This window comes from Alkalinema sp. FACHB-956, from assembly GCF_014697025.1.
Lineage (GTDB): Bacteria > Cyanobacteriota > Cyanobacteriia > Leptolyngbyales > Leptolyngbyaceae > Alkalinema.
Genome location: NZ_JACJRC010000016.1, coordinates 93,721 through 114,871, shown reverse-complemented (window position 1 = coordinate 114,871; position 21,151 = coordinate 93,721). Strand labels below are relative to the sequence as shown.

19 protein-coding genes and 2 pseudogenes are annotated in these 21,151 nt (G+C 51.0%); 10 read left to right on the top strand and 11 right to left on the bottom strand.

All coding sequences use genetic code 11. From position 1 onward, the window contains the following. Nucleotides 1–101: 101 nt before the first annotated feature. The 7 genes from H6G21_RS16845 to sat all read left to right on the top strand — a co-directional run bounded on the left by H6G21_RS16845 (nucleotide 102) and on the right by sat (nucleotide 6,047). Nucleotides 102–629, top strand: a complete 528-nt coding sequence (locus tag H6G21_RS16845) for a hypothetical protein (protein WP_190574586.1) — start codon at nucleotides 102–104, stop codon at nucleotides 627–629. A gap of 196 nt (nucleotides 630–825) precedes the next feature. Beyond that, nucleotides 826–1,416: a low-complexity tail membrane protein gene (locus tag H6G21_RS16840; protein WP_190574585.1), complete on the top strand. Its 591-nt coding sequence runs from the start codon at nucleotides 826–828 to the stop codon at nucleotides 1,414–1,416. A 307-nt stretch (nucleotides 1,417–1,723) separates the two neighbouring features. Then, the gene (locus H6G21_RS16835; RefSeq protein ID WP_242041890.1) at nucleotides 1,724–1,927 is read left to right on the top strand and encodes a hypothetical protein; all 204 of its coding nucleotides are present in this window, start codon (nucleotides 1,724–1,726) and stop codon (nucleotides 1,925–1,927) included. Between the two features lie 210 nt (nucleotides 1,928–2,137). Continuing rightward, complete coding sequence (locus H6G21_RS16830) at nucleotides 2,138–3,199, top strand: permease (RefSeq protein ID WP_190574584.1); 1,062 nt, start codon at nucleotides 2,138–2,140, stop codon at nucleotides 3,197–3,199. A gap of 44 nt (nucleotides 3,200–3,243) precedes the next feature. Next, nucleotides 3,244–3,717, top strand: a complete 474-nt coding sequence (locus tag H6G21_RS16825; protein ID WP_190574583.1) for a Tab2 family RNA-binding protein — start codon at nucleotides 3,244–3,246, stop codon at nucleotides 3,715–3,717. Nucleotides 3,718–3,838: 121 nt separating this feature from the next. Beyond that, nucleotides 3,839–4,714, top strand: a complete 876-nt coding sequence (locus H6G21_RS16820; RefSeq protein WP_190574582.1) for an S-methyl-5'-thioadenosine phosphorylase — start codon at nucleotides 3,839–3,841, stop codon at nucleotides 4,712–4,714. Nucleotides 4,715–4,868: 154 nt separating this feature from the next. Then, entirely contained in the window at nucleotides 4,869–6,047 is a 1,179-nt protein-coding gene (gene sat / locus H6G21_RS16815; RefSeq protein WP_190574581.1) for a sulfate adenylyltransferase, read from the top strand. A 243-nt stretch (nucleotides 6,048–6,290) separates the two neighbouring features. Here sat and H6G21_RS16810 read toward each other — a convergent pair whose 3' ends face one another. Further along, nucleotides 6,291–6,536 (bottom strand): acetyltransferase, encoded by a 246-nt coding sequence (locus tag H6G21_RS16810; protein WP_190574580.1) that lies wholly within the window; start codon nucleotides 6,534–6,536, stop codon nucleotides 6,291–6,293. A gap of 373 nt (nucleotides 6,537–6,909) precedes the next feature. On the opposite strand from H6G21_RS16810, the gene H6G21_RS16805 reads away from it, so the two are divergent. After that, nucleotides 6,910–7,320 (top strand): hypothetical protein, encoded by a 411-nt coding sequence (locus H6G21_RS16805; RefSeq protein WP_190574579.1) that lies wholly within the window; start codon nucleotides 6,910–6,912, stop codon nucleotides 7,318–7,320. A 30-nt stretch (nucleotides 7,321–7,350) separates the two neighbouring features. Next, complete coding sequence (locus tag H6G21_RS16800; RefSeq protein ID WP_190574578.1) at nucleotides 7,351–7,773, top strand: HNH endonuclease signature motif containing protein; 423 nt, start codon at nucleotides 7,351–7,353, stop codon at nucleotides 7,771–7,773. A 42-nt stretch (nucleotides 7,774–7,815) separates the two neighbouring features. On the opposite strand, the gene H6G21_RS16795 is transcribed toward H6G21_RS16800, so the two are convergent. The 6 genes and pseudogenes from H6G21_RS16795 to pyrR form a co-directional block, all read right to left on the bottom strand. Next, complete coding sequence (locus H6G21_RS16795) at nucleotides 7,816–9,840, bottom strand: amylo-alpha-1,6-glucosidase (protein WP_190574577.1); 2,025 nt, start codon at nucleotides 9,838–9,840, stop codon at nucleotides 7,816–7,818. Nucleotides 9,841–10,501: 661 nt separating this feature from the next. Next, nucleotides 10,502–12,373: pseudogene (gene sir / locus H6G21_RS16790) on the bottom strand (sulfite reductase, ferredoxin dependent); the annotation flags it as partial. Nucleotides 12,374–12,608: 235 nt separating this feature from the next. Continuing rightward, entirely contained in the window at nucleotides 12,609–13,643 is a 1,035-nt protein-coding gene (gene fni / locus H6G21_RS16785) for a type 2 isopentenyl-diphosphate Delta-isomerase (protein ID WP_190574575.1), read from the bottom strand. Nucleotides 13,644–13,750: 107 nt separating this feature from the next. Continuing rightward, nucleotides 13,751–14,141 (bottom strand): annotated as a pseudogene (locus H6G21_RS26275) (PIN domain-containing protein). Further along, complete coding sequence (locus H6G21_RS16780; protein ID WP_190574574.1) at nucleotides 14,141–14,428, bottom strand: hypothetical protein; 288 nt, start codon at nucleotides 14,426–14,428, stop codon at nucleotides 14,141–14,143. Before H6G21_RS16780 ends, H6G21_RS26275 begins: the two are co-directional and overlap by 1 nt. 60 nt (nucleotides 14,429–14,488) lie before the next feature. Then, entirely contained in the window at nucleotides 14,489–15,025 is a 537-nt protein-coding gene (gene pyrR / locus H6G21_RS16775) for a bifunctional pyr operon transcriptional regulator/uracil phosphoribosyltransferase PyrR (RefSeq protein ID WP_190574573.1), read from the bottom strand. Nucleotides 15,026–15,106: 81 nt separating this feature from the next. Between pyrR and H6G21_RS16770 the strand changes: the two genes are divergently transcribed. Further along, nucleotides 15,107–16,036: a nucleoside hydrolase gene (locus tag H6G21_RS16770; RefSeq protein ID WP_190574572.1), complete on the top strand. Its 930-nt coding sequence runs from the start codon at nucleotides 15,107–15,109 to the stop codon at nucleotides 16,034–16,036. Nucleotides 16,037–16,088: 52 nt separating this feature from the next. Here H6G21_RS16770 and H6G21_RS16765 read toward each other — a convergent pair whose 3' ends face one another. The 4 genes from H6G21_RS16765 to H6G21_RS16750 form a co-directional block, all read right to left on the bottom strand. Next, nucleotides 16,089–17,300, bottom strand: coding sequence for an ATP-binding protein (locus H6G21_RS16765; RefSeq protein ID WP_190574571.1), 1,212 nt, complete (start codon nucleotides 17,298–17,300; stop codon nucleotides 16,089–16,091). Nucleotides 17,301–17,306: 6 nt separating this feature from the next. After that, complete coding sequence (locus H6G21_RS16760) at nucleotides 17,307–18,458, bottom strand: FIST N-terminal domain-containing protein (RefSeq protein WP_190574570.1); 1,152 nt, start codon at nucleotides 18,456–18,458, stop codon at nucleotides 17,307–17,309. 154 nt (nucleotides 18,459–18,612) lie between these two features. After that, nucleotides 18,613–20,040 carry an argininosuccinate lyase gene (gene argH, locus H6G21_RS16755; protein ID WP_190574569.1) on the bottom strand — a complete coding sequence of 476 codons (1,428 nt, stop codon included), beginning with the start codon at nucleotides 20,038–20,040 and terminating at the stop codon, nucleotides 18,613–18,615. 190 nt (nucleotides 20,041–20,230) lie between these two features. Then, nucleotides 20,231–20,536, bottom strand: coding sequence for a hypothetical protein (locus tag H6G21_RS16750; RefSeq protein ID WP_190574568.1), 306 nt, complete (start codon nucleotides 20,534–20,536; stop codon nucleotides 20,231–20,233). Nucleotides 20,537–21,151 lie beyond the last annotated feature (615 nt).

Below are 21,151 nucleotides of genomic sequence, written 5' to 3'. Positions count from 1 at the left end.
CGCAACACGGTCGTAACACAGTCGCAACACAGTCGCAACACTGGGTTGAATCGTCTGCATAAGCTGTGTTGTATCCGTAGATATACAGGGGTGGTTACTCTGTGACCGTTTGTTCACGCAATTCACCCCTGAAAATCATGAAGATTCACAACTTCAAAGGATTACTTTTGTTAACAGCCATTGTTGCTGGTGGAGTTGCTGTAGCACCTTCGGCCCAAGCTGAAACCGAACTACCCACCGTGACCGTGGTCGGAAAACGCCCCAGCACCATCTCCTGGGATAGGCTCCGAGAATTGCTTAATCTACCTTCTTGGGACTCCCAAAATTTGGGTGGAGAAGTGCAGCCAGGAGGCGGGGACACAACGACATCAGACATTAGTCTATTCATTACGAACAATATGCTGGACGGTTGTAATGCCTCCCCTCAAGCACGGGCAGAGGGCGTTTCAACAGCGCTTTCTTCCAGCGAAAGAGTGAACCCTGGGTCAATCCCAGTCGGTTCTACGATTAATGTCAGCTATGGAGTGAATGCCTATGGAGGCCGCGCCGTTGAGCAGTTCAGGGTTACTTCCGTAGAAAATAACGTTGTCTCAGTGAGGGCAGTCTCTGGATCCTATTCCTGCAACTAACCTTTAACCGCTTGGGAGAGGTTAGGCTTAGCTCCACTGAAGGGGGAATCTCTGATCGATTAAACCTTCGATCAAAGATTCAATTCCTAGGGCTAGCTCATTCTTACCTCTCCAGCGATCTAGCCCGTTGGGCTAAAACAGGGGATAATCAAATTCAGTGAACTGTGATTTGGGATACTGTGACGCTTCAAGTCCCATGAAAATAAATCAATTTTGGTTAGATCCCTATTTGTGGATCCACTTATCTGGAATTGTGGTGGTTCCGATCGCTCTCCTAGGCTGCGGGATTGCCTTAGCGTCTGCACCGTCCAGCTTTTCCGCGATCGTAGAATTCTTGCTGATTTTTGTGATCGGCAGCTTGCCCATTTTCTGGATGCAATGGCAAAGGCCGTTTTATATCTATAGCATCCTCGTGATTGCTATCCATCCCGACGCACTCACCCCCAATCAACAGAAAATTTTGTCCCTGTTTCAAACCTGCCGAAACCCACTGCTGTTGTTGCTGGGCGCGATCGGCCTAGGCGTTCTATTGTGGCAAATCCAGAGTTGGGCTGCACTAGCAACTGCGATCTTGCCGATACCTCCAGTTTTGCGATTACCCGCCGCCGCGATCGCCTTTTTTCTAGCCACGCTTTTTTTGGAAGTTCCGCTCAGTGTTGTTCAAGTGATGCTGGCAGGCGAAGAGCATTTTGCTGCCGCAGAGCCGCTCACCGTCCCCACGATAAAACAGAACTTTACTATCGTGGGTCTAAAAGTTAATCAAATTCTTCCCACGACACCCGCGTAAAACGGTAGGATCAGGGAGAAGTTTGTCTAAAAATTGTTGTTCAGAATACAGCTATTCAACGGGTTTTAGCCGATCTTGAAGAAAGGTTAAACTAGATCTGCACCCGTCACCCGTAGGTTGAGTTCCAAACGCGATCTAATCCGATTGTTCACTAGCACCATTTATCAAGTACGGTTCATCAGGAATTATTCATCCAGCTTTGTTTGTTAGGCTGTGGTTGCCAGACCTTGGTTCATTCGCCTTTTCCTCAGAACGTTTGTAGATTTCGCGGTTCGCTGTTTTCCTCAAAGATTTATTTAAGGTGTCTATGGCTAGTTCTCACATGTCCAACCAAGATAAGGGTCTCTCTGACGCGAAGGTTTGGGATAGCCTCAAACGAGCGATCGCGGACAGTTCAGGGTTTCAACGCTGGCGGCTCGATCGCAGCCAAGACCAGCGCTTACAATCCGTGAGTTTAGATTTCCTCGTCCATCTGTATTTAAGAGAAACGTTGGAAACGTTGGCTTATTAGTGGCTTATTAGTCCAGTTCAAGGCTATTGGGTCAAAATCCAGTAATTGGACAGCAATTACGTCAATTTTCTAACTTTCCTAGCCCCTGAGGTGATTTCCAGCACCTTAGGGGTTTAGCATGATCGGGCCACCCTGCACAGAAACCATTGGATCGTCTCCCGATTGCGCTATGATCCCTAAGCTATCCTCTCCTAGGTTTGTAGGGCTGTAATGTATCAATTTAACAGCGCTTTCACTCTGTTTCTCAGCTTGATCGTAGAGGCTATGCCTTTCCTGTTACTGGGAGTTCTCTTCTCAGGATTGCTACAATTTTTTGTCAGCGAACGAAGATTGGTCGCCCTACTGCCCAAAAATGCTTTTCTAGGATCCTTGGCAGGCAGTTGCATCGGTTTTTTGTTTCCCGTCTGTGAGTGTGGCAACATTCCGGTCGCACGACGCCTGTTGATGCAAGGCGCACCAGCCTCTGTCGCGATCGGCTTTCTCCTGGCCGCTCCGGTCATCAATCCCATTGTGATTTGGGCGACTTGGGTGGCCTTTCGGGATCAACCGGAGGTCGTGTTTCTGCGGGTGGGTTTATCCCTGGCGATCGCCACGCTATTAGGTTGGATCTTCAGCATTCAAAAAGATCTGCGGCCTTTTTTGCGCCCTGCCGTTGCCACCGCCATCACCGTCCGCCAAGACCGTCTTGCCCAGGAACCGCAAGCTACTCCAAGCTGGAAAATTCTAGAAACCAACAAGCCGAAAACCTCCAGTCCACTGTTAGGCTCCGGGATGTTTCTCCTCGGCCAATCCAACCAACCTCTGCCCACTGGAGACGCGATCGCCCTCCAGGCAGCCTTCACCGATGTGGTCAAGCAACCCTTGTCGCTGCGGCTGCGGCTATTGGTAGAAGGCATGGTACAGGAGCTGCGGGAACTGGCGGGCGTGTTAATTTTTGGTAGTTTGGTGGCGGCGCTGCTGCAAACCTTTGTACCGCGCGAGTGGGTCTTAAGTTTAGGCCAAGATCCCGTGACCTCCGTTTTGGCCATGATGTTGCTGGCGGCATTGGTGTCGATCTGCTCTACCGTAGATTCGTTCTTTGCGCTGTCGTTTTCCTCTTCGTTTACGACGGGTTCTCTTGTTTCCTTCCTGGTCTTTGGCCCCATGATTGACCTGAAAGGGGTAGGACTGATGTTGACCATGTTCAAACCCAGAGCGATCGTTTACCTGTTTGCGATCGCGGCGCAGTTAACCTTTATTTCCGGCATGGTTTTAAACTTCTACTTTGGATAGTCAATTTTGGATAGTCAATTTGACGTATTGAAGCACGAGATACCATGCTGAATCCCCCCGTACCCATTCCCGAAACCCTCTGGGGCGATCGTTGGCGGTTTGCCAGTATCGTCGCTGGAGATTTTTTGGATCTGTTCCTCGATCGGCCCATTCCGCTCTCTTTTCTGCCGGAGATGCACGACCCCTTGCGGGTGGGCCTCGCGTCCAGCCAGCTGTTGCCCGGTGTGGTGATCAACGGGGGCCGCAAGTCCATGCCCTTGGCGCGCTGGTTAGCAGGGGTGGAACCGATCGCGGTCAATTATGTGGCGGGGGAATTGGATGGGGTGATTTTGCGGGCCGGGGAACGCGATCGGCACATTCTCACCACGGTGGCCGATCCAGAAGTGCGTACAGCCGGGGAAACGTTTATGGAACGCAAGCAGGCGGCTAAGGGCCTACATTTCCTGCTGATCCAACCGGATGATAGCGGCATGACCTACACCGGCGTTTGGCTCTTGCGTGATCCAGAGGTGGCTTAGATCAACAATCAGGACTTGCCCTAGGGAACTGCAACCTGTACCCTAGACGCTGTTCAATTTGCGCGCGCTGGCAACTTTTTCACTCAGGCACACCGAAACTTAGTCACACGAACTTAGACCCATGGCACAGGATATCAAAATTGGCATTATCGGCGGCAGCGGCCTCTACAAGATGGATGCGCTCAAGGATGTGGAAGAAGTCACGGTGGAAACTCCCTTCGGGGCACCCTCCGATGCCTTGATCGTGGGCACCTTGGAAGGCACCCGCGTGGCATTCCTGGCTCGCCATGGTCGCAACCATACACTTCTGCCGACGGAACTCCCCTTCCGCGCCAACATCTACGCCCTGAAAAGCCTCGGTGTGGAATACATCATTTCAGCGTCGGCGGTGGGTTCCCTCAAGGAAGCCGCGAAACCCTTGGACATGGTGATTCCCGATCAATTTATCGATCGCACCCGTAACCGCGTGTCTACGTTTTTTGGGGAAGGCATTGTTGCCCACATTACCTTTGGCGATCCTGTTTGTCCTAAATTAGCGAACCTAGTGGCGGATGCAGCCGAAAGCCTCACGATCGAAGGCATCGACATCCATCGGGGCGGCACCTACGTCTGCATGGAAGGCCCTGCGTTTTCGACCAAGGCGGAGTCGAACCTGTACCGCAGTTGGGGCGCAACGATTATCGGCATGACCAATTTGCAGGAAGCCAAGCTGGCGCGGGAAGCCGAGATTGCCTACGCCACCCTAGCTTTGGTGACGGACTACGACTGCTGGCACCCCGACCATGACAGCGTGACGGTGGATATGGTGGTAGCCAATTTGCATAAAAATGCCACCAACGCCCAAGCGGTGATCAAAGAAGTGGTGCGGCGCTTGAGTACTGATTTATTTGAATCGGAGGCCCATTCCGCCTTGAAATATGCGGTGCTGACCCCCATGGATAAAGTCCCTGCTGCAACCAAGGAAAAGTTAGCGCTGCTGCTGAAAAAATACGCCTAACCCGCCGATTTTTACCGATCGGTTGAGTTCGCTTAATTCCTGCCAAAATCTCTATCCCCCGATCGACCCTAGATGTTTTCACGAGAGATTTAGGGGTGGGTTAAGACTCTGGTAGGATCAAAGCTTGCAATGAGTTGAAATCCCTAGAGAACCCATGGCCAAGTATCACCGTCCAGACAGCATTGCTCCCCACGGTGGGGAACTGATTAACCGCATCGCAACGCCAGCCCAAAAGGAAGAATTCCTCAGCAAAGCAGACTTTCTGCCCCGTGTGGCCTTGGATGAGCGGGCGGTTTCCGATTTGCACATGATTGCGATCGGGGGCTTTAGCCCATTGACCGGATTTATGAACCAACAGGACTATGACAGTGTGGTGGTGGATATGCACCTCATCAATGGTCTGCCTTGGTCGATTCCGATTACGCTGTCTGTGACGGAAGAAGTGGCCGCGCCTTTAGAAGAAGGTAGCTATGTACGTCTGGATGACTCTACCGGACGCTACATCGGGGTTCTGCAACTGACGGAAAAATATACCTACGACAAGCAGAAGGAAGCCGTCAACGTCTATCGCACCGATGATGAAAAGCATCCCGGTGTGGCGGTGGTGTACCAACAGGGCAATGTTAATCTGGCCGGCCCCATTTGGTTGCTGGAACGGGATCCCCATCCCCTCTTCCCGAAATACCAGTTGGATCCCGCTGTCTCTCGTCAGGCATTTTTGGATAAGGGCTGGCATACGATCGTCGGCTTCCAAACCCGCAACCCCGTGCACCGCGCCCATGAATACATTCAGAAGTGCGCCATGGAAATCGTGGATGGGTTGTTCCTACATCCGCTCGTAGGTGCCACGAAGGAAGATGACATCCCGGCAGACATCCGGATGCGCTGCTATGAAATCCTGATCGAAAATTACTATCCCCAGGATCGGGTCATTTTGGGGATTAACCCCTCAGCGATGCGCTACGCGGGGCCTCGTGAAGCGATTTTCCACGCACTCATCCGGAAAAACTACGGTTGCACCCACTTCATCGTTGGTCGTGACCACGCGGGTGTGGGCGACTACTACGGCACCTTCGATGCTCAATACATTTTTGACGAGTTCGATCCCGCGTTGATCGGCATTGTGCCCCTGAAGTTTGAGCACGCTTTCTACTGCACAGTGACAAATACCATGGCCACGGTGAAAACCAGCCCCAGCACCCCCGAGCAACGGGTTCACCTATCAGGTACCAAGGTGCGGGAAATGCTGCGTCGTGGGGAATTACCGCCGCCAGAATTCTCCCGTCCCCTCGTTGCCGCAGAATTGGCTAAGGCGATGAAGGTACAAGGGTAGGGGCGATCGCTTGACGATCGACAGGTACGATCGACGTGATCGAATAACGCACGATCGAGCCATCCAGTAATTCAACTCAGTGATTCAACTGTAGGAAAAGGGAGCAGCTAGCCTGTTCCCTTTTTTGCATCGAGGCAAATAGGATGTTATTGCATCAATTCTGCCAATTGAATCAGCAACGGTTTAGCGATCAAGGATCGATCCTGAGCATTCATCGACACTATCACGCGATCGATGCTACGACTAAGCCCTAACCGCGAATTTCGCTGCCGATTGAGTCATCTGTTCCCGGTAGTGGGAATTGATCCAACAGGTCGGGAGTGCTTCACCGGATGGGAAAACCATTTCTGCCTTCAAAAACGGTAACGGATCTTGCATTTCTTCCCCCGCATGCCGTTGCCCGGTAATTTCCGTTTGGAATGGATCGAAGAGGTCGGGAAGGGTCAGCACTTCAACAAGCGTACCTGTCGGTTTATGCATCAAAAACATAGGAACCTCCGAGGTTTACACATTATCTACTTACATCCTAAAACACCCACCACGAGCCAACCTAGTCCGCAATAGATCGCAATGTTCAGGGACTTGTACAACTTTGGATGCAGTAGATATATTGACTCTATCAATAAGTGAAATTTGAGTAATGTATTTAAAGTTAACGCTTGAATTGCAGGAAAAGTAACGTTAAAAATTTAATGAAGATAACAAATTAGGAAGTACTCAATAAACTGGTAGGGTTTCGGTCATCCTCTAACCTTGGATAAGGTAATCGCGAGGTGTCCTCAGTAAATTTCCATCCCAGATCTTTGGATGAAATTTCCATTGGTTAAAATAGAGGAATCCTTCGCTCTAAAGCCCACCAGTTATGTCACAGTCCATCACGATCGAACTTCCCGAGCTGGTTTTTCAGCAACTCACTCGCATTGCAAACCTAACCCACCAACCCCTAGAAGCTCTCATTACACAAAGTATTCTCAGCAATCTCCCTCCCACTCCTGACAACGCACCTTCGGAGCTTCAACCCCACCTTCTTGCTCTCCAAACCCTGAGTAGCGAGGCCCTCCAGACGATCGCTCAAGCCACGATTTCTCCTCAGCAACACGATCGCCACGCCTATCTATTAACTAAAAACGAAACCGATCAACTCACGATCGAAGAACGCCAGGAACTTACCGCACTCCGGGAAGCTGCCGACCAACTCATGCTACAAAAAGCTTACGCTTGGTCAATCCTGCGTTGGCGCGGGCAAAAAATTCCTACTCTCAACGAGTTGTAAAGCACAGATTATGACTCATAAGCTTTGACTATGGCAATTTCGGACAGTCTTAGACAGCAAGTGATTGATCGTGCCGGTTACCGATGCGAGTACTGCAAAACCTCTTCCCGCCTTACTGGAAGTCCTTTAGTCATGGATCACATTTGTCCAATCTCCCAGGGAGGCCAAGACTCAGCCGATAATCTCGCTGCTGCTTGTTATCGATGTAACGAATTCAAAGGAGCTAGGACAGGCGCAACCGATCCTCAAACACAACAATTTGTCCCCCTTTTCAATCCCCGTAGACAACAGTGGCGTGAGCATTTTCACTGGGACAACGGCGGTACACAAATTATTGGAATAACCTCGATCGGGAGAGCAACTATAATCTCTCTTCGATTAAATAATGACAATATTGTTGCAGCCCGTGCTATTTGGACAGAGTTCGGTTGGCATCCTCCAAAAATAAACTAGTATTGAGTCCTCATATTCAGGCCAGAATACCTGATAAGTCTATTAAATCTGCGTTAAATACTCAGAAAGGACGAACCAAGCCCTTAGCACTTCCGCTACTGTCCAAGCTTGGGCAAAGCAACCCCGTGGCGTCATTGGCGCATCCCCATCAAAAATTTCGCTGAGACTGCCGACCCCGTGATCCAATAGATGGTGTGCCATCGGTTGCAAAAATTGCAGCGCCGCTGTCGCATTCCCATACACCCGAAAATGCCCGATCGCGAATGCCCCCAACAGCCAGCCCCAAACCGTACCCTGGTGATAGGCTCCATCCCGTTGCAACTGCGTGCCGCCATAGTGCCCTTGGTACTGGGGATGACTGGGACTGAGCGATCGCAGCCCGTGGGATGTGAGTAAATGTCGTGCACAGCGATCGACCACCGCTTTTTGTTGGTCAAGGGTGAGTAGGGCTGGAAAATCGGCTGTACCCAAGGCAGGTAAGGCGATCGCGAACAATTGATTCGGTCGCAACGTTGAATCTGCCCCCTCCGGCCCATCCAACAGGTCATAGCAATACCCCAATTCAGCATTCCAGAACTTGGCGAAATGGGTTTGAATCCGATCGGCAAGGGCGTCGTAGTCTTGGTGCGGTTGCTGGAGTCGCCGCGCAAATTTTGCCAGCGATCGCACAGCGTTATACCAGAGGGCATTAATTTCGATCGGTTTGCCAATCCGGGGCGTCACCACCCAATCGCCCACCTTTGCATCCATCCAAGTCAATTGCACCCCCGGCTCCCCCGCGTAGAGTAAGCCATCCTCAGCATCAGCACGAATCTGATATCGTGTTCCCTGGCAATGCCAATCAATAATTTCCTGCACCACAGGAAACAATTGTTTAAGTAAATCCTCGTCTCCTGTCTGGTAATAGTAAGCGCGAATTGCTTCGATATACCAAAGGGTTGCATCAACGGTGTTATATTCAGGAATTTCCCCTGCATCGGGAAAGCGATTGGGAATCATACCCCGATCGACATACTTAGAAAACGTTAGTAGAATCGATCGGGCAATGTCTGGACGCCCTGTACAGAGCGTGAGTCCCGGCAGACTAATCATCGTATCCCGTCCCCAATCACTAAACCAGGGATAGCCTGCAATGATTGTTTTACCCATGGGAAAATCTGGCGTCGGTCGATCGACAATAAACTGATCAGCCGCTAGGATCAACTGCTGTATCCAATCAGGAACTAGCTGGGTCTTGTTCTGAGAAATCGCGGCTTGTAGCAATGTTTTTTCATGGTGCTGGCGCTGCTGTCGGGCAGAATCACACGCGATCGAGGTATGAAGCTCAGTACTCGCGACAAGGGTCACTACTTCTCCAGGATTTAACGTCATCTGAAACGTGGCAGCATGGAGATGGTTTTCCCGATCTCTTAACCCTCGATATCGCTCTACCGCTAAATCAAAATTGTAGTACCAGTCGTGGGCAGGAGTGACCGTTGCCCGATCGCTGAGTAGATAAAACGGAACAGCCTCGGGGAATGCCTGAATTTTTACGCCCTGGATTTGAGGATGATCCTGAATCGATCGAATATCCATTGACCAAATCGTTTGTGTATCACCGTGGTAATCTCGGTAATTCACTAAAGCATTGACTCGAAGTATTAACGGCTGTGTTGCTCGTAATAGCCGATAGGTGATGTAAGTTGTATTTTCACCCGGCTGCATCCAGATTTGTTTCTCCAGCAGTGCATCGGCACAGGCATAGTGCCAAGTGGGAATACTACCTTCTAAGGAGAATTGCTCTAGGTATTGGTAGCCCTGGGGGTGCACCGAACCGTCACTCCAGACATTCGTCGCCAGTTCATAGGTACGATCGCCATAGTCAATGATTTCCTCCAGCTGACTGACCAATAACGTGCGTCCCAAAGGGGGCTGGAGTGCTGCAATTAAAATCCCATGGTAGCGCCGAGTCAGCGAGCCCGCGATCGTGCCTGCTGCATAGCCGCCAATCCCATTGGTAACCAACCACTCACGGGTACTGGCAATTCCCGATCGACCACAAATCTCTCGCCCCAATTGAATGCCCATGGCCTAATCCCAAAATTAGATAGCTTTAGCATCCAGGATTTTTTCGAGAAACCGATGAGGGAAAGCTAAAGATTTGCTGAAACTGTGGCAAAACGCGGAAGGATGAACGCTGAAGCTGGAAGATAGGGACATGTATTAAGGTCAAAATAAAACAGGGCAAAATGAATCCGCCCTGTTTTTCTGATTCAAATTAATAATTCCAATTTAAACCTTAGAAACCACGCCCGTCCCAGCTAGAGCCGAATCCAGGGGAAGCAGTAGAAGAACTAAAGGATGCCGCAACCGCCGTTTCTACAGGCGTTTCTACGGAAGCTTCTACAGGCGTCTCTAGGGATTCCGTTTCTGACTCCACAGGTTCAGTTGCTGTTGCGTCAGATTGTTCAGAGGATTCCATAGACTGTTCCGCAATAGGTTCGATCGCAGATTCTGCTAGAGGTTCGATCGGTAATTCCGTAGACGATTCAGCAGATTGTTCCGTAGACTGTTCCGCAACAAGTTCGATCGTTGGTTCAATGGAAGCTGTAACAGTAGATTCGATCGGAACTTCAGAAACTGCTTCAACCATGACCTGCTCAGCATCTACCGATTCGTTGGTGAACGCTGTGGGTACTGCTTCTGCAATTTGATGTTGACTCAGGTATTGATCGATAATTTCCGTCGCCAGCTCCGTCATGGAAACCCCCTTGGCGGCAGCGGCATCCTGCAAGCGCAGATAGACCTCATCTCGCACCGTTACCCGTTTCCGGTGATCCAACGCTTTGCCTTCCCGCCGCGCTGCATAGGTTACCGCAAACTGGCGTAGCGCTTCAAAACCAACTCGATGGCAGAAATCCCCGAAACTTTCCGCCTTTTTCCGACGCTTTTTGAACAAGGCAAAGACGGGTTCCAGCGTCTTTTCCAAGTCATCGAGATGCATTTTCTCGACATAGACCTCGGACAACCGGGTTTGGTTCGGCGCAGCCCCCAGCCACAGTTGGTACTGATTGGGGCCATTCCCCACAAAGCCCAATTCCGCCAGGTAGGGACGGGCACAGCCGTTGGGGCAGCCCGTAATGCGGGTAATGAAATGCTCTTCCGGCAAGCCGACTTTGGTTAACACCGCCCGAACCCGAGTCAGCATGTCCGGCAAAATCCGCTCAGCTTCAGTATTGGCCAAACCGCAGAGCGGTAGTGCGGGGCAGGCCATGGAGTAACGCACCAACGTGTCGATTTCGTCTTCCCGTTTGATGCCGTGCTCCGCCAAAATTTGCGCGATCGCCGCCCTATCTTCCGGACGAATATCGTACAAAATCGCGTTCTGGCTCGGGGTCAACAGCATTGGCAGCTGATAGGTAGACACCAAGGTTTTCAGCGCAGACTTGAGGCGAAATTCCCCCGCATCTTTGACCCGACCGTTTTCGATCGAAATGCCGACAAACCACTTGCCGTCGCCCTGTTCATGCCAGCCTAGGAAGTCTTCATACTGCCAAGTGGGAAGTTTAGCCAACGGCTGCAAGGCTTTCCCGAAATACTCTTCCACCTTGGCTTTGAAGGTGTCAACGCCCCATTCGTGGATCAAGTACTTCAACCGAGCATGGCGACGATCGGTGCGATCGCCGTAATCCCGCTGGGTCGCCACGATCGCCTTGACTGCTTCGTAAATATCCGCCGCTTCGACATAGCCGATCGGATCAGCAATCCGGGCAAAGGTTTCTTCCTTGCCGTGGGTACGGCCTAGACCGCCCCCTGCGTAGATATTAAAGCCCTGGAGCTGACCTGCATTATTACAAATCACTACCAGCGACAGGTCTTGGGAAAACAGATCAACGGAGTTATCCCCCGGCACCGTGACGCAAATTTTGAACTTGCGGGGCATGTAGTGGGTGCCATAGATGGGTTCTACGGAATCGGGGAAAGTTGAGCCATTTTGATGGTTCTGCCGTGCTGCGATGACATCGGGATGCTCTTCGCCGGACACCACTTTTTCCCCATCCAGCCAAATCTCGTAGTAGGCTCCGGTTTGGGGCGTCAGTAAGTCCGCAATCCGATTGGCATATTCCCGCGCCAACTCATATTCTGGCCGATTGCGGAAGGGCGCAGGCGGAGCCATCACATTACGATTCACATCGCCGCAGGCCGCCAAGGTTGACCCCATGCTGTGGGCGATCGCCGCGATCGTGGCCTTTAAATTCTTTTTGAGCACACCATGGAGTTGGAACCCTTGGCGCGTCGTCGCTCGCAGGGTGTGGTTACCGTACTCATCGGAGAGCCGATCGAGGGTGAGATACAACTGCGGCGGGATGAAGCCTCCGGGACTGCGCGTCCGCAGCATCATTTGATAGTCTTTTTCCTGACCCTTAACGCGGTTCTCGCGGTTATCTTGCTGATAGGAACCATGGAACTTGAGGAGTTGAATCGCATCCTCAGAAAAATAATTGAGATCATTCTGCAACTCGCTGGCGAGGGGCTCCCGCAGAAAGTTACTTCTTTCCTTGATGCCTTCTACCTTAGAAGGTTTTTTCTCAAGGGCTGGTGTATCAGGTGTCATGACCATGGCTGTGATGCAAGGGGGACATCCCCGGTAAGTCTATCGGAATTATGATGAATCCGATTCTACCATTACGGATCCACTGATCACCATAAATTACAGAATCTTTTGGAATTCCCGCTGCGTTTGTAGACAAGCAGCGGGGTGGTAATGACGGATCCTGAGATTTCTGCAAAATCACCCCGATCATTATCACCCTCTAACAGCATTCTTTGTACATTCAGCAGCAAATCTTCAATGGTCAGCACGCGCAAGTCAGCAGGTGCGATCGCCGCAGGGCTTGCAAGTTGGGACTGCCTGTGCAGAACAAGGTCGTTGCAATTTCTGCAAATAAAATATCGACTAATTCATGGAGTGCAGCTTCTGAGTCATTGGCTGCCTGCAAAAAGGGAAGAGCCAATCCGCCTAAATCCGCCCCCAGGGCGATCGTTTTGGCCACATCCAGCCCCGTCCGCAAGCCCCCAGAGGCAATCAGGGGAATCTCCCCATCCACTTCACGCACCTGCACCACACAATCCGCCGTCGGCAAGCCCCAATCGGCAAAGGTGGCTCCTAAACGCCGCTGTTTAGCATCAGTGGCTCGTCCCGCCTCTACTTTGGCCCAGGAGGTACCGCCCGCCCCGGCCACATCGATCGCTCCCACACCCGCCTGGATCAGTTGTTTCGCCATGGCCGCAGAAATGCCATTGCCCACTTCCTTGGCAATCACGGGAACGGGCAATTGATCGCATAACAGCGCAATTTTTTCCAACAGTCCGGCGAAGTTGCGATCGCCCCGCGTTTGCACCGCCTCTTGCAGGGGATTCAGGTGCAGAATTAAGGCGTCGGCTTCCAACAGGTCGATCGCCTTGCGGCATTGCTCCAGCCCATAGTGGTAATTCAGTTGTACAGCTCCAATATTGGCCAACAGCAGCGCATCCGGTGCCAGCTTACGGATTTGGAAACTATCGGCCACCTCCGGTTTTTCGATCGCCACCCGCTGGGAGCCGACCCCCATGGCCAAGCGATATTCCTGGGCGATCGTGGCCAAGCGATAGTTAATCAATTTCGCCAGTTCCGTTCCGCCCGTCATGGAGGAAATCAGAATCGGCGCATTCAACCGTTTGCCTAGAAACTGGGTAGATAGGTCAATCTCGTCATAGTTCAATTCCGGCAGACAGGCATGGGTAAAGCGATAGTGTTCTAACCCGCTGGTGGTTTCCCGGCATTGCACATCCTCTTCGAGGCAAACGCGCAGGTGATCGGCTTTACGATTTTGCGTTTCTTGGGAAGACATGGATTAACCTGTACTGATTGGAATAAACTTGACAGCGCCATCATCGGAACTTTTAGCAGCCTTCCCAATTAGACCACAAGAGTTTCAGCCTTTGCTAGAGCAGAAGATTACAGGAGCCGAATAAACCCTTCCCGCTCAAAATGTCGATCGGTTGTTAATGCATGGAAAATTTTTCTTTGACGCATTAGAACGAAACTAACTGAATCACACAGCGAATAAGTTTTATCTTGCCTCCTGTGCAATAGTTCGATCTCGGCTCGATTTAATGTCTCATCTACCCAGACAACTTCTATATCTGGATTATTGAGCAAATCATTAATAAAATCTAGAACCAATGGACGCGGAAATTTTCTTGCATTTGCCAATGCGACATATTCTGCAATCACATAGCTATGGGTTAGAAGATTAGTTGCCTGTTTATAAGCAGCACAAGCTTGAGTATGAAGAGGTTCCGCTGGGATAGTGCAAACACAGTAAACCAGACGTATCCAACAACATTACAGGTCTCCGTGAGAATCAGAGTACTCTTGAGCTAAATCCTCATCAATACTTTCATTATCCACAGCTATGGCAGAACCGAGATGTAATCTCCCAAAATGGCGTTCAAAGTTGGCTTTGGCAAGATTGTTTTCCATACCTGTAAGATCCGGCTGAGGCACGGGGGGAAACTGCTGCGCCAATAAGCTAGCAGCAAATTCTTCCAGGGGAATTCCCAGATTTTCGGCTTGTTGTTGAATCACTGCAAAAACACGATCGTCCAATTGGAGTGTTAAGGTTTGCTGCATGATGACCTACCTAGCTATACGACGACCTGTCTATAAAAAAAGGCTGCTTGGTTGAATTTTTTAGACCTTCAGTAACTCAACACCTTCGCGCCCATCAATTTCTTGAAGATAAACTTTTACAACTTCTTCCTTGGACGTGGGCAAAACTTTCCCGACAAAATCGGGTTGAATCGGTACTTCCCGGTGGCCCCGATCGATCATCACCGCCAGCCGAATAATCCCCGGACGACCATAGTCGTTAATGGCATCCAAGGCCGCGCGAATTGTCCGCCCTTTAAAAATCACATCATCCACCAGCACCACGGTTTTACCCGTCAAATCAAAGGGAATTTCCGTTTTTTCCGGCGTCCGCACACCAATGCGATCGAGGTCATCTCGGTAGAAGGTGATATCTAGAAAACCCAACGGTACCTCAACCTGTTCGAGGGCGGCAATTTGCTCCGCCAACACCTTGGCTAAGGGAACCCCCCGAGTCCAAATTCCCAACAGCACTAAATTGGACAAATCACCGGATTTTTCAACAATTTGTGAAGCGAGACGAGTCAGGGTTCGCCGCACTTCTTGGGCAGAAAGAATTTCGATCGCGTCAACGGTCATGGGTTGGGTGCCAGTTCAAAATAGACAATTCAAAATAGACGATGGAAAATAAAGCATGCAAAGGGTAGGGCTTAATTCTCTATGGTGCCACAACCGTTGATCATTGATTGTGATCCAGGCGTCGATGATGCGATCGCACTTCTGCTAGCATTCGCCTCGCCGGAATTGCAAATCCTGGGAATTACGACCGTTGCAGGCAATGTGCCCTTGCAGCACACCCAGACCAATGCCCGGAAAATCTGCGAATTAGCAGGTATGCGCCAAATTCCCATTTTTGCCGGTTGTCCTCGGGCGATGCTGAGATCGACGCTGGAAACGGCGGAATATGTCCACGGTGCGACCGGACTGGGCCAAATTACGCTGCCAGAACCCCAAATCCCCCTGCAAGAACAGCACGGCGTAGATTTCCTGATCGCCACCTTGCTGGCCGCCCCAGAACCCATCACGATCGCCACCCTTGGCCCCTTAACCAATCTCGCGATCGCCTTGATTAAGGAGCCCAGAATTATCCCCCAGATTCGTGAGGTAGTTATGATGGGAGGAGCCATTACCCATGGCAACGTGACCCCATCGGCGGAATTTAATATCTACACCGATCCCCATGCGGCTGCGGTGGTTTTGACTGCGGGACTCAATCTGACCTTAATCAGCCTCGATGTCACCCACCAGGCGATCGCTACGCCAGAACGGGTGAGCAAAATTCGCGAGCTTGGCGATCCGATCGGCTCCACCGTCGCCACCTTGCTGACCCAGTACAGCAGCCACGACATGGGACAATACGGCTTTGCCGGAGCGCCCCTGCACGATCCCTGTGTGATTGCCTATCTGCTGCGACCCGATTTGTTCACGGCTCGGCCCTGTTTTGTCGAAATTGAAACCCAGAGTGCGGAGAGTTTAGGCCGGACGATCGTGGATTGGTATGGCGTTGCGGGCAAAGCAGTGAATGTGAATGTAGTAGAAACGATCGACAGTGACGGATTTTATCAATTATTAACAGAACGATTGGCCTAATTGTCCGCCTAGGCCAGTCTGGCCCCAGGGACAGTCGGCACAAGCTTCTGCCTTAGTGGGATAGCTGCTCCAGTTCAACCTGATCCACTGTTGGATTAACCAGGTCTGATTGATCCAACAATTCTGAACTGATGAGTTCAGCCGTCTCTAAACTCTCAGCCGTTTGTGTACTGAAAGCAGGTTCCTGGATCAAAGATTGCCGCGCAGGAATAGAAATGATAAATTCCGTTCCCTGTCCTAACTTAGACAAACATTCCAACCGACCATTGTGTTTTTCAGTCACAATCTGATAACTGATCGATAAGCCCAGTCCCGTACCTTTGCCCACGGGCTTCGTTGTAAAAAAGGGATCGAACAACTGCGGAATCACTTCCGGCGGAATGCCCGGGCCATTATCTTGAAAACAAATTTGTACCTGCTGATTTGCTTCTAGCAATTCTGTCTTAATCGTCAAGATCAGGGGGGGCGATGGACAATGGCTTGGGCTATTCTTAATCTCCACAAAGTACTCTTCCAGGGCATCGATCGCATTGCTGATGATGTTCATAAACACCTGATTGAGCTGCCCCGCATAGCATTCGATTTCTGGAATTTCACCATACTGCCGCATCACCTCAATTCTTGGACGATGGGGCTGAGGTTTCAGACGATGTTCCAAAATCGTCAGCGTGCTATCTAGGCCCTCATGGAGGTTAACCGCCTTCACTTCCGATTCATCCATCCGAGAAAACGTCCGCAGCGACAGGACGATTTCTTTAATCCGCTCTGCCCCCATTTTCATGGAATTCATCACATTGGGCACATCGGACTTCATGAATTCCAGATCGATCGATTCGATCAAATCTTGGATTTCAGACTTCGGATCAGGATAGTGTTTTTGATACAAATCCACTAGACGCAGGAGATCCTGCGCATACTGGTTGGCATAATCCAGATTGCCGTAAATAAAGCTGACTGGATTATTAATTTCATGGGCAACGCCCGCTACCAGCACGCCTAATGCTGACATTTTTTCGGTCATCAGCATTCGAGTTTGCATCCCTTGCAGATCGTGAAGTGCCTGTTCGAGGGCTTGACTGCGTTCCTCCAACATATTTTGGGATTCCCGCAGTTCCTTGATCGTCGTACTTAAAACGGCTTCTGCACGCCGACGACTTTCCTCCACCTGCAAGCGACCTTGTTGAGCCCGATCGAGTTTTTTTTGAAGAATTCGGTTCGCTTTCTCCAACTCTTGAATTCGTTGCGCCGCCTCAGAATCATTCACTGCTAATCACTCCACACCCAGTAGCAATGTTACTAAGGTTTCTTGGTGATAGAAAGCTTCTCCCCCCGGTGCGAGAGGACTAATTTCACCGTAGGTATAAAAGCCGATCGTCGGTATGTCTTCTCCGATCGATTGTTGCCCTAACTCATATTCTTCGCAAGTTCTTGTTCCCAATAAACGTCGTCGGGCTGCACAGGAAAAGAGAAAAATGGCGGCAGGCTGTTCACCGGGATAGTGGCTCCGGGCTTTTTCGATCGAGGTTTTGGTGGCGGCAATAATGTCGTCACAGGTAGTATGGGTAATTTGCACCGTGGCTCCTTCTGGCACATCCCCCATGAACAGAATCGTGCCTTGCTCCCGATCCCAGGCATTGGAAGCCCGCAGATAAAATTCATCACTCGCTTGGTCAAACACCGCTAGCGGATATTCCCCCGATACGGTTAAGCCGTTTAAATAATGGTCATAAAACTCAACGGCAGGCCGATGATCGATTTCGTAGACCAGTGCGCCCTTGGCCTTAGTTACCACAGCTTTGCGGCTCATGGGGTACCAACCACTAGCCACCCCATGGGAAAACTTGAGATCGCCGGAGAACAGCAAGATCACGATCGCATCGCTGAGCACCTGATCGCCAAAGAACTGATAGGTTTGACGAAAGTTCCACTGGTCACCCGACGTACCGCCGACGATCGCCACCTCTGGCCCTAGGGCTTGCTTGAGTCCTGCGATCGCCGCCACGCCACTGACCGTCAAGCCATCCGGCACCGTAATACAGAGTTTGGGATCGAACGGTCGATCGCCCCCAGCTTGATCCACTGCCGCCTGGGTCGCTGCCGCCACATCCTGGGAAACCCCCAGGCCCACCCCAGCCCGAATTTGTACCGTATCGGAACAAAATAGCATCAGCGTGATGGAATCTTCTTCAAATCCCAGCACCGACGACATTTCGCCATCGGTCGTCCCCCCGATCAATTGCAGATTGGGAAAGGTTTCATGCAGACGGGCGAGGAGGAGGGCATAGTCAAAGTCAAGGGCTGCCAGCAAAAGTCCCGCTTGGGGTTGAACCCCGTCTAGATCCCCAAGACATTGGTCAATCACTTCCTGAATCGCACTGGAAGAATCTGGATCATTACTGTGTGCGACGACAACTTTAAACATAGGGGCAGTCCCACGTCAGCGAAAGAACTTGTAAGGCCTGACTTTCTAGTCGATAGCTACTACTAGATTGCCCTCAACAGGAAAAAATTCGACAGCCCTACCGTTAGACCTAGGGGTTTATAGACTAGGGGTGTATAGAGCTAGGGGTTTAGAGCTAGGGGTTTAGCCGTTGTTGCACCGTAGAAAGTGCTTGGCGCACCTGTTCAAATCCCGTTCCACCAAAGCTATTGCGGGCGGCGACGACCTGTTGAGGCGCGATCGCGTCATAGATATCCATTTCAAACGCGGGGTGCAGTTCCTGCCATTCCGCCAAGGTTAGATCTTTGAGCAATTTATTCGCTCCAAGACAGGTTCGTACGACTTTCCCCACCAGGTTATAGGCTTCCCGGAAAGGCACCCCTTTAGTAGCCAGATAATCGGCCACATCCGTTGCGTTGGAAAAATCTTCTGCCACGGCAGCGGCTAAGCGCTGGGGTTTAAACACTAAGCCTTCCTCAAACAAAATGGTCATCGCTTCCAGACAAGCCTGTACGGTTTTCACCGCATCGAACAAGCCTTCTTTGTCCTCTTGAAAATCCTTGTTATAGGCCAGGGGTAATCCCTTAATCACCACTAACATGGCTTGCAAGTGACCAAACACCCGCCCCGTTTTTCCCCGCACCAGTTCGGGCACATCGGGGTTTTTCTTTTGGGGCATGATGCTGGATCCCGTGGCGCAGGCATCGGTGAGGCTAATGAAGCCAAATTCCTGGGAGGCCCAGAAAATCACTTCTTCTGAAAGGCGGCTGAGGTGGGCCATGATTAAGCTGGCAGCGGCGAGAAACTCCACCACAAAATCCCGATCGCTGACGGCATCCAAACTATTGCTATAGACGCCCGCAAAACCCAGTAATTCTGCGCTGTAGTGGCGATCGATGGGAAAGGTTGTCCCCGCCAAGGCTCCGGCCCCCAACGGACAGAGGTTCACCCGCTTGAGCACGTCCTCTAGCCGTTGGCGATCGCGATCGGCCATGTCAATGTAAGCCAGCAGGTGGTGCGCCAGACTAATGGGCTGTGCCCGTTGCAGATGGGTATAGCCGGGGATCAGAGTTTCGACATGCTGTTCCGCATGGGACAGGAGAGCCCGTTGATAGGTCGCAAGTTGCTGCTGAATTTGTTGGATTTGATCCCGCAGATAGAGACGGGTGTCTGTCCCCACTTGGTCATTGCGCGATCGGGCGGTGTGGAGCTTTTTCCCGACATCGCCTACCAGGGCTGTCAGCCGCCGTTCCACTGCAAAGTGCACGTCTTCGTCTTCGATCCCCGGTTGAAACTGGCCAGCGCGGTATTCCTGGCGAATTTGTTCCAGCCCCTGCACCAGTTGCTCAGCTTCCTCAGCGGAGATAATGCCTTGTTTCGCCAGCATTTTGGCATGGGCTTGGGATCCGGTCAGATCGTATTCAATCAGTTCAATATCAAAACCGATGCTGGCATTAAATCGCACGATCGCGGGATGAAGGGTTCCCTCAAATCGCTGACTCCAAGTTTGCGAAGCAGAACTAGCAGAACTAGCAGAAGACTGGTCAGGAGAATTTGACTGCACGGTGGGAAGGCTGGGCTAACAACAGCCGTTGATTATCCCGAAAAGAGGGGCCACGGGGCAAGATACTGAGGCGAGGGAAACCCAAAAAGAGAGCGAGAAAAGGACCGGATTTTCTCCACTCTCTGACTTTGCTTTGCACTTTCAACGCTCACCCAGTTGGCCCTGACTCCGACCCCAACCTCTTCCAGACTTAACCAAAACTCGTGAAGGTTTTAATCAAGTAACCAAAGATTATTCCAATCAAGAACGCCCAGACCTGACCTGTTTTGACAAAGCGACCCCAAGCTTTGCCGACATCGCCTGCAAAGTCGGGTTCCTTGAACTGCTGGGCCACCCCCGTCCAGTCATCGGGTAGGGCGGGTAGATGCAGGTGCAGGGATTGAATGCTGTCCCCTAGGTGGGAGATGGTGAAGTGAGAAGGATTGAAATGTGAAAGATCTAGGGTCGCCAGATCAGCACTGTAATGGGTTAAGGTTTGCACCACATCAACCATCATGTTTGGAATCTCCTCGATCGTGACAAGCCTGCAATCAGTGATTAGCAATTTTAGCTACCAGTCTACAGCGAGCGGAGAAATTCGGCGCACTCCCAAGGCAAATTAGTCACACAAATTAGTCACAATCGTTATGATCCTCGAAATTCCTGCCTCGATCGAACTCAATCTTTTTTCTTCAGTGTTACTGAACGCACTTGAACGCACGCACTTCAGTCAGGCTGAGCCCTCATCTCAAGACCTCATCTCGATATCTCATTCAAATCCCTCAATGATTGGCATCAGCCTTGGCATAGGGTGTCCGTATCAGAGTTCCAGAGTCCAGGTTCCAGAGTCCAGATAACGGCCTAGAAAAACCGAAGAGAGAACCCCTCTAAAATGTGTCTAGAGTTCGGTTGACACCCTTGCTATTTCGGTTGTTACGACCTCTTTAGAATTTACGTTTGTGACATGATTCGGCAACTTCCACCATAATCATTACGGTTGTCCTCAATACTCCTATCAGCGATGTCGTTTAGATTAGTTACATCAACAACGAAGCGCCCACCAACTTAAATTTCCATCCAAATTTGTAGTTGTGTCATGGTTCTGGGCGCAGCGGCGTTGATCGAAATCGTT

What these genes read in the sequence shown, in the direction of transcription:
- H6G21_RS16840 (WP_190574585.1), top strand. Translation starts at nt 826, where the DNA reads ATGAAAATAAATCAATTTTGGTTAGATCCCTATTTGTGGATCCACTTA.
- H6G21_RS16835 (WP_242041890.1), top strand. Translation starts at nt 1,724, where the DNA reads ATGGCTAGTTCTCACATGTCCAACCAAGATAAGGGTCTCTCTGACGCG.
- H6G21_RS16830 (WP_190574584.1), top strand. Translation starts at nt 2,138, where the DNA reads ATGTATCAATTTAACAGCGCTTTCACTCTGTTTCTCAGCTTGATCGTA.
- H6G21_RS16825 (WP_190574583.1), top strand. Translation starts at nt 3,244, where the DNA reads ATGCTGAATCCCCCCGTACCCATTCCCGAAACCCTCTGGGGCGATCGT.
- H6G21_RS16820 (WP_190574582.1), top strand. Translation starts at nt 3,839, where the DNA reads ATGGCACAGGATATCAAAATTGGCATTATCGGCGGCAGCGGCCTCTAC.
- sat (WP_190574581.1), top strand. Translation starts at nt 4,869, where the DNA reads ATGGCCAAGTATCACCGTCCAGACAGCATTGCTCCCCACGGTGGGGAA.
- H6G21_RS16810 (WP_190574580.1), bottom strand. Translation starts at nt 6,536, where the DNA reads ATGTTTTTGATGCATAAACCGACAGGTACGCTTGTTGAAGTGCTGACC.
- H6G21_RS16805 (WP_190574579.1), top strand. Translation starts at nt 6,910, where the DNA reads ATGTCACAGTCCATCACGATCGAACTTCCCGAGCTGGTTTTTCAGCAA.
- H6G21_RS16800 (WP_190574578.1), top strand. Translation starts at nt 7,351, where the DNA reads ATGGCAATTTCGGACAGTCTTAGACAGCAAGTGATTGATCGTGCCGGT.
- H6G21_RS16795 (WP_190574577.1), bottom strand. Translation starts at nt 9,840, where the DNA reads ATGGGCATTCAATTGGGGCGAGAGATTTGTGGTCGATCGGGAATTGCC.
- fni (WP_190574575.1), bottom strand. Translation starts at nt 13,643, where the DNA reads ATGTCTTCCCAAGAAACGCAAAATCGTAAAGCCGATCACCTGCGCGTT.
- H6G21_RS16780 (WP_190574574.1), bottom strand. Translation starts at nt 14,428, where the DNA reads ATGCAGCAAACCTTAACACTCCAATTGGACGATCGTGTTTTTGCAGTG.
- pyrR (WP_190574573.1), bottom strand. Translation starts at nt 15,025, where the DNA reads ATGACCGTTGACGCGATCGAAATTCTTTCTGCCCAAGAAGTGCGGCGA.
- H6G21_RS16770 (WP_190574572.1), top strand. Translation starts at nt 15,107, where the DNA reads ATGGTGCCACAACCGTTGATCATTGATTGTGATCCAGGCGTCGATGAT.
- H6G21_RS16760 (WP_190574570.1), bottom strand. Translation starts at nt 18,458, where the DNA reads ATGTTTAAAGTTGTCGTCGCACACAGTAATGATCCAGATTCTTCCAGT.
- H6G21_RS16750 (WP_190574568.1), bottom strand. Translation starts at nt 20,536, where the DNA reads ATGATGGTTGATGTGGTGCAAACCTTAACCCATTACAGTGCTGATCTG.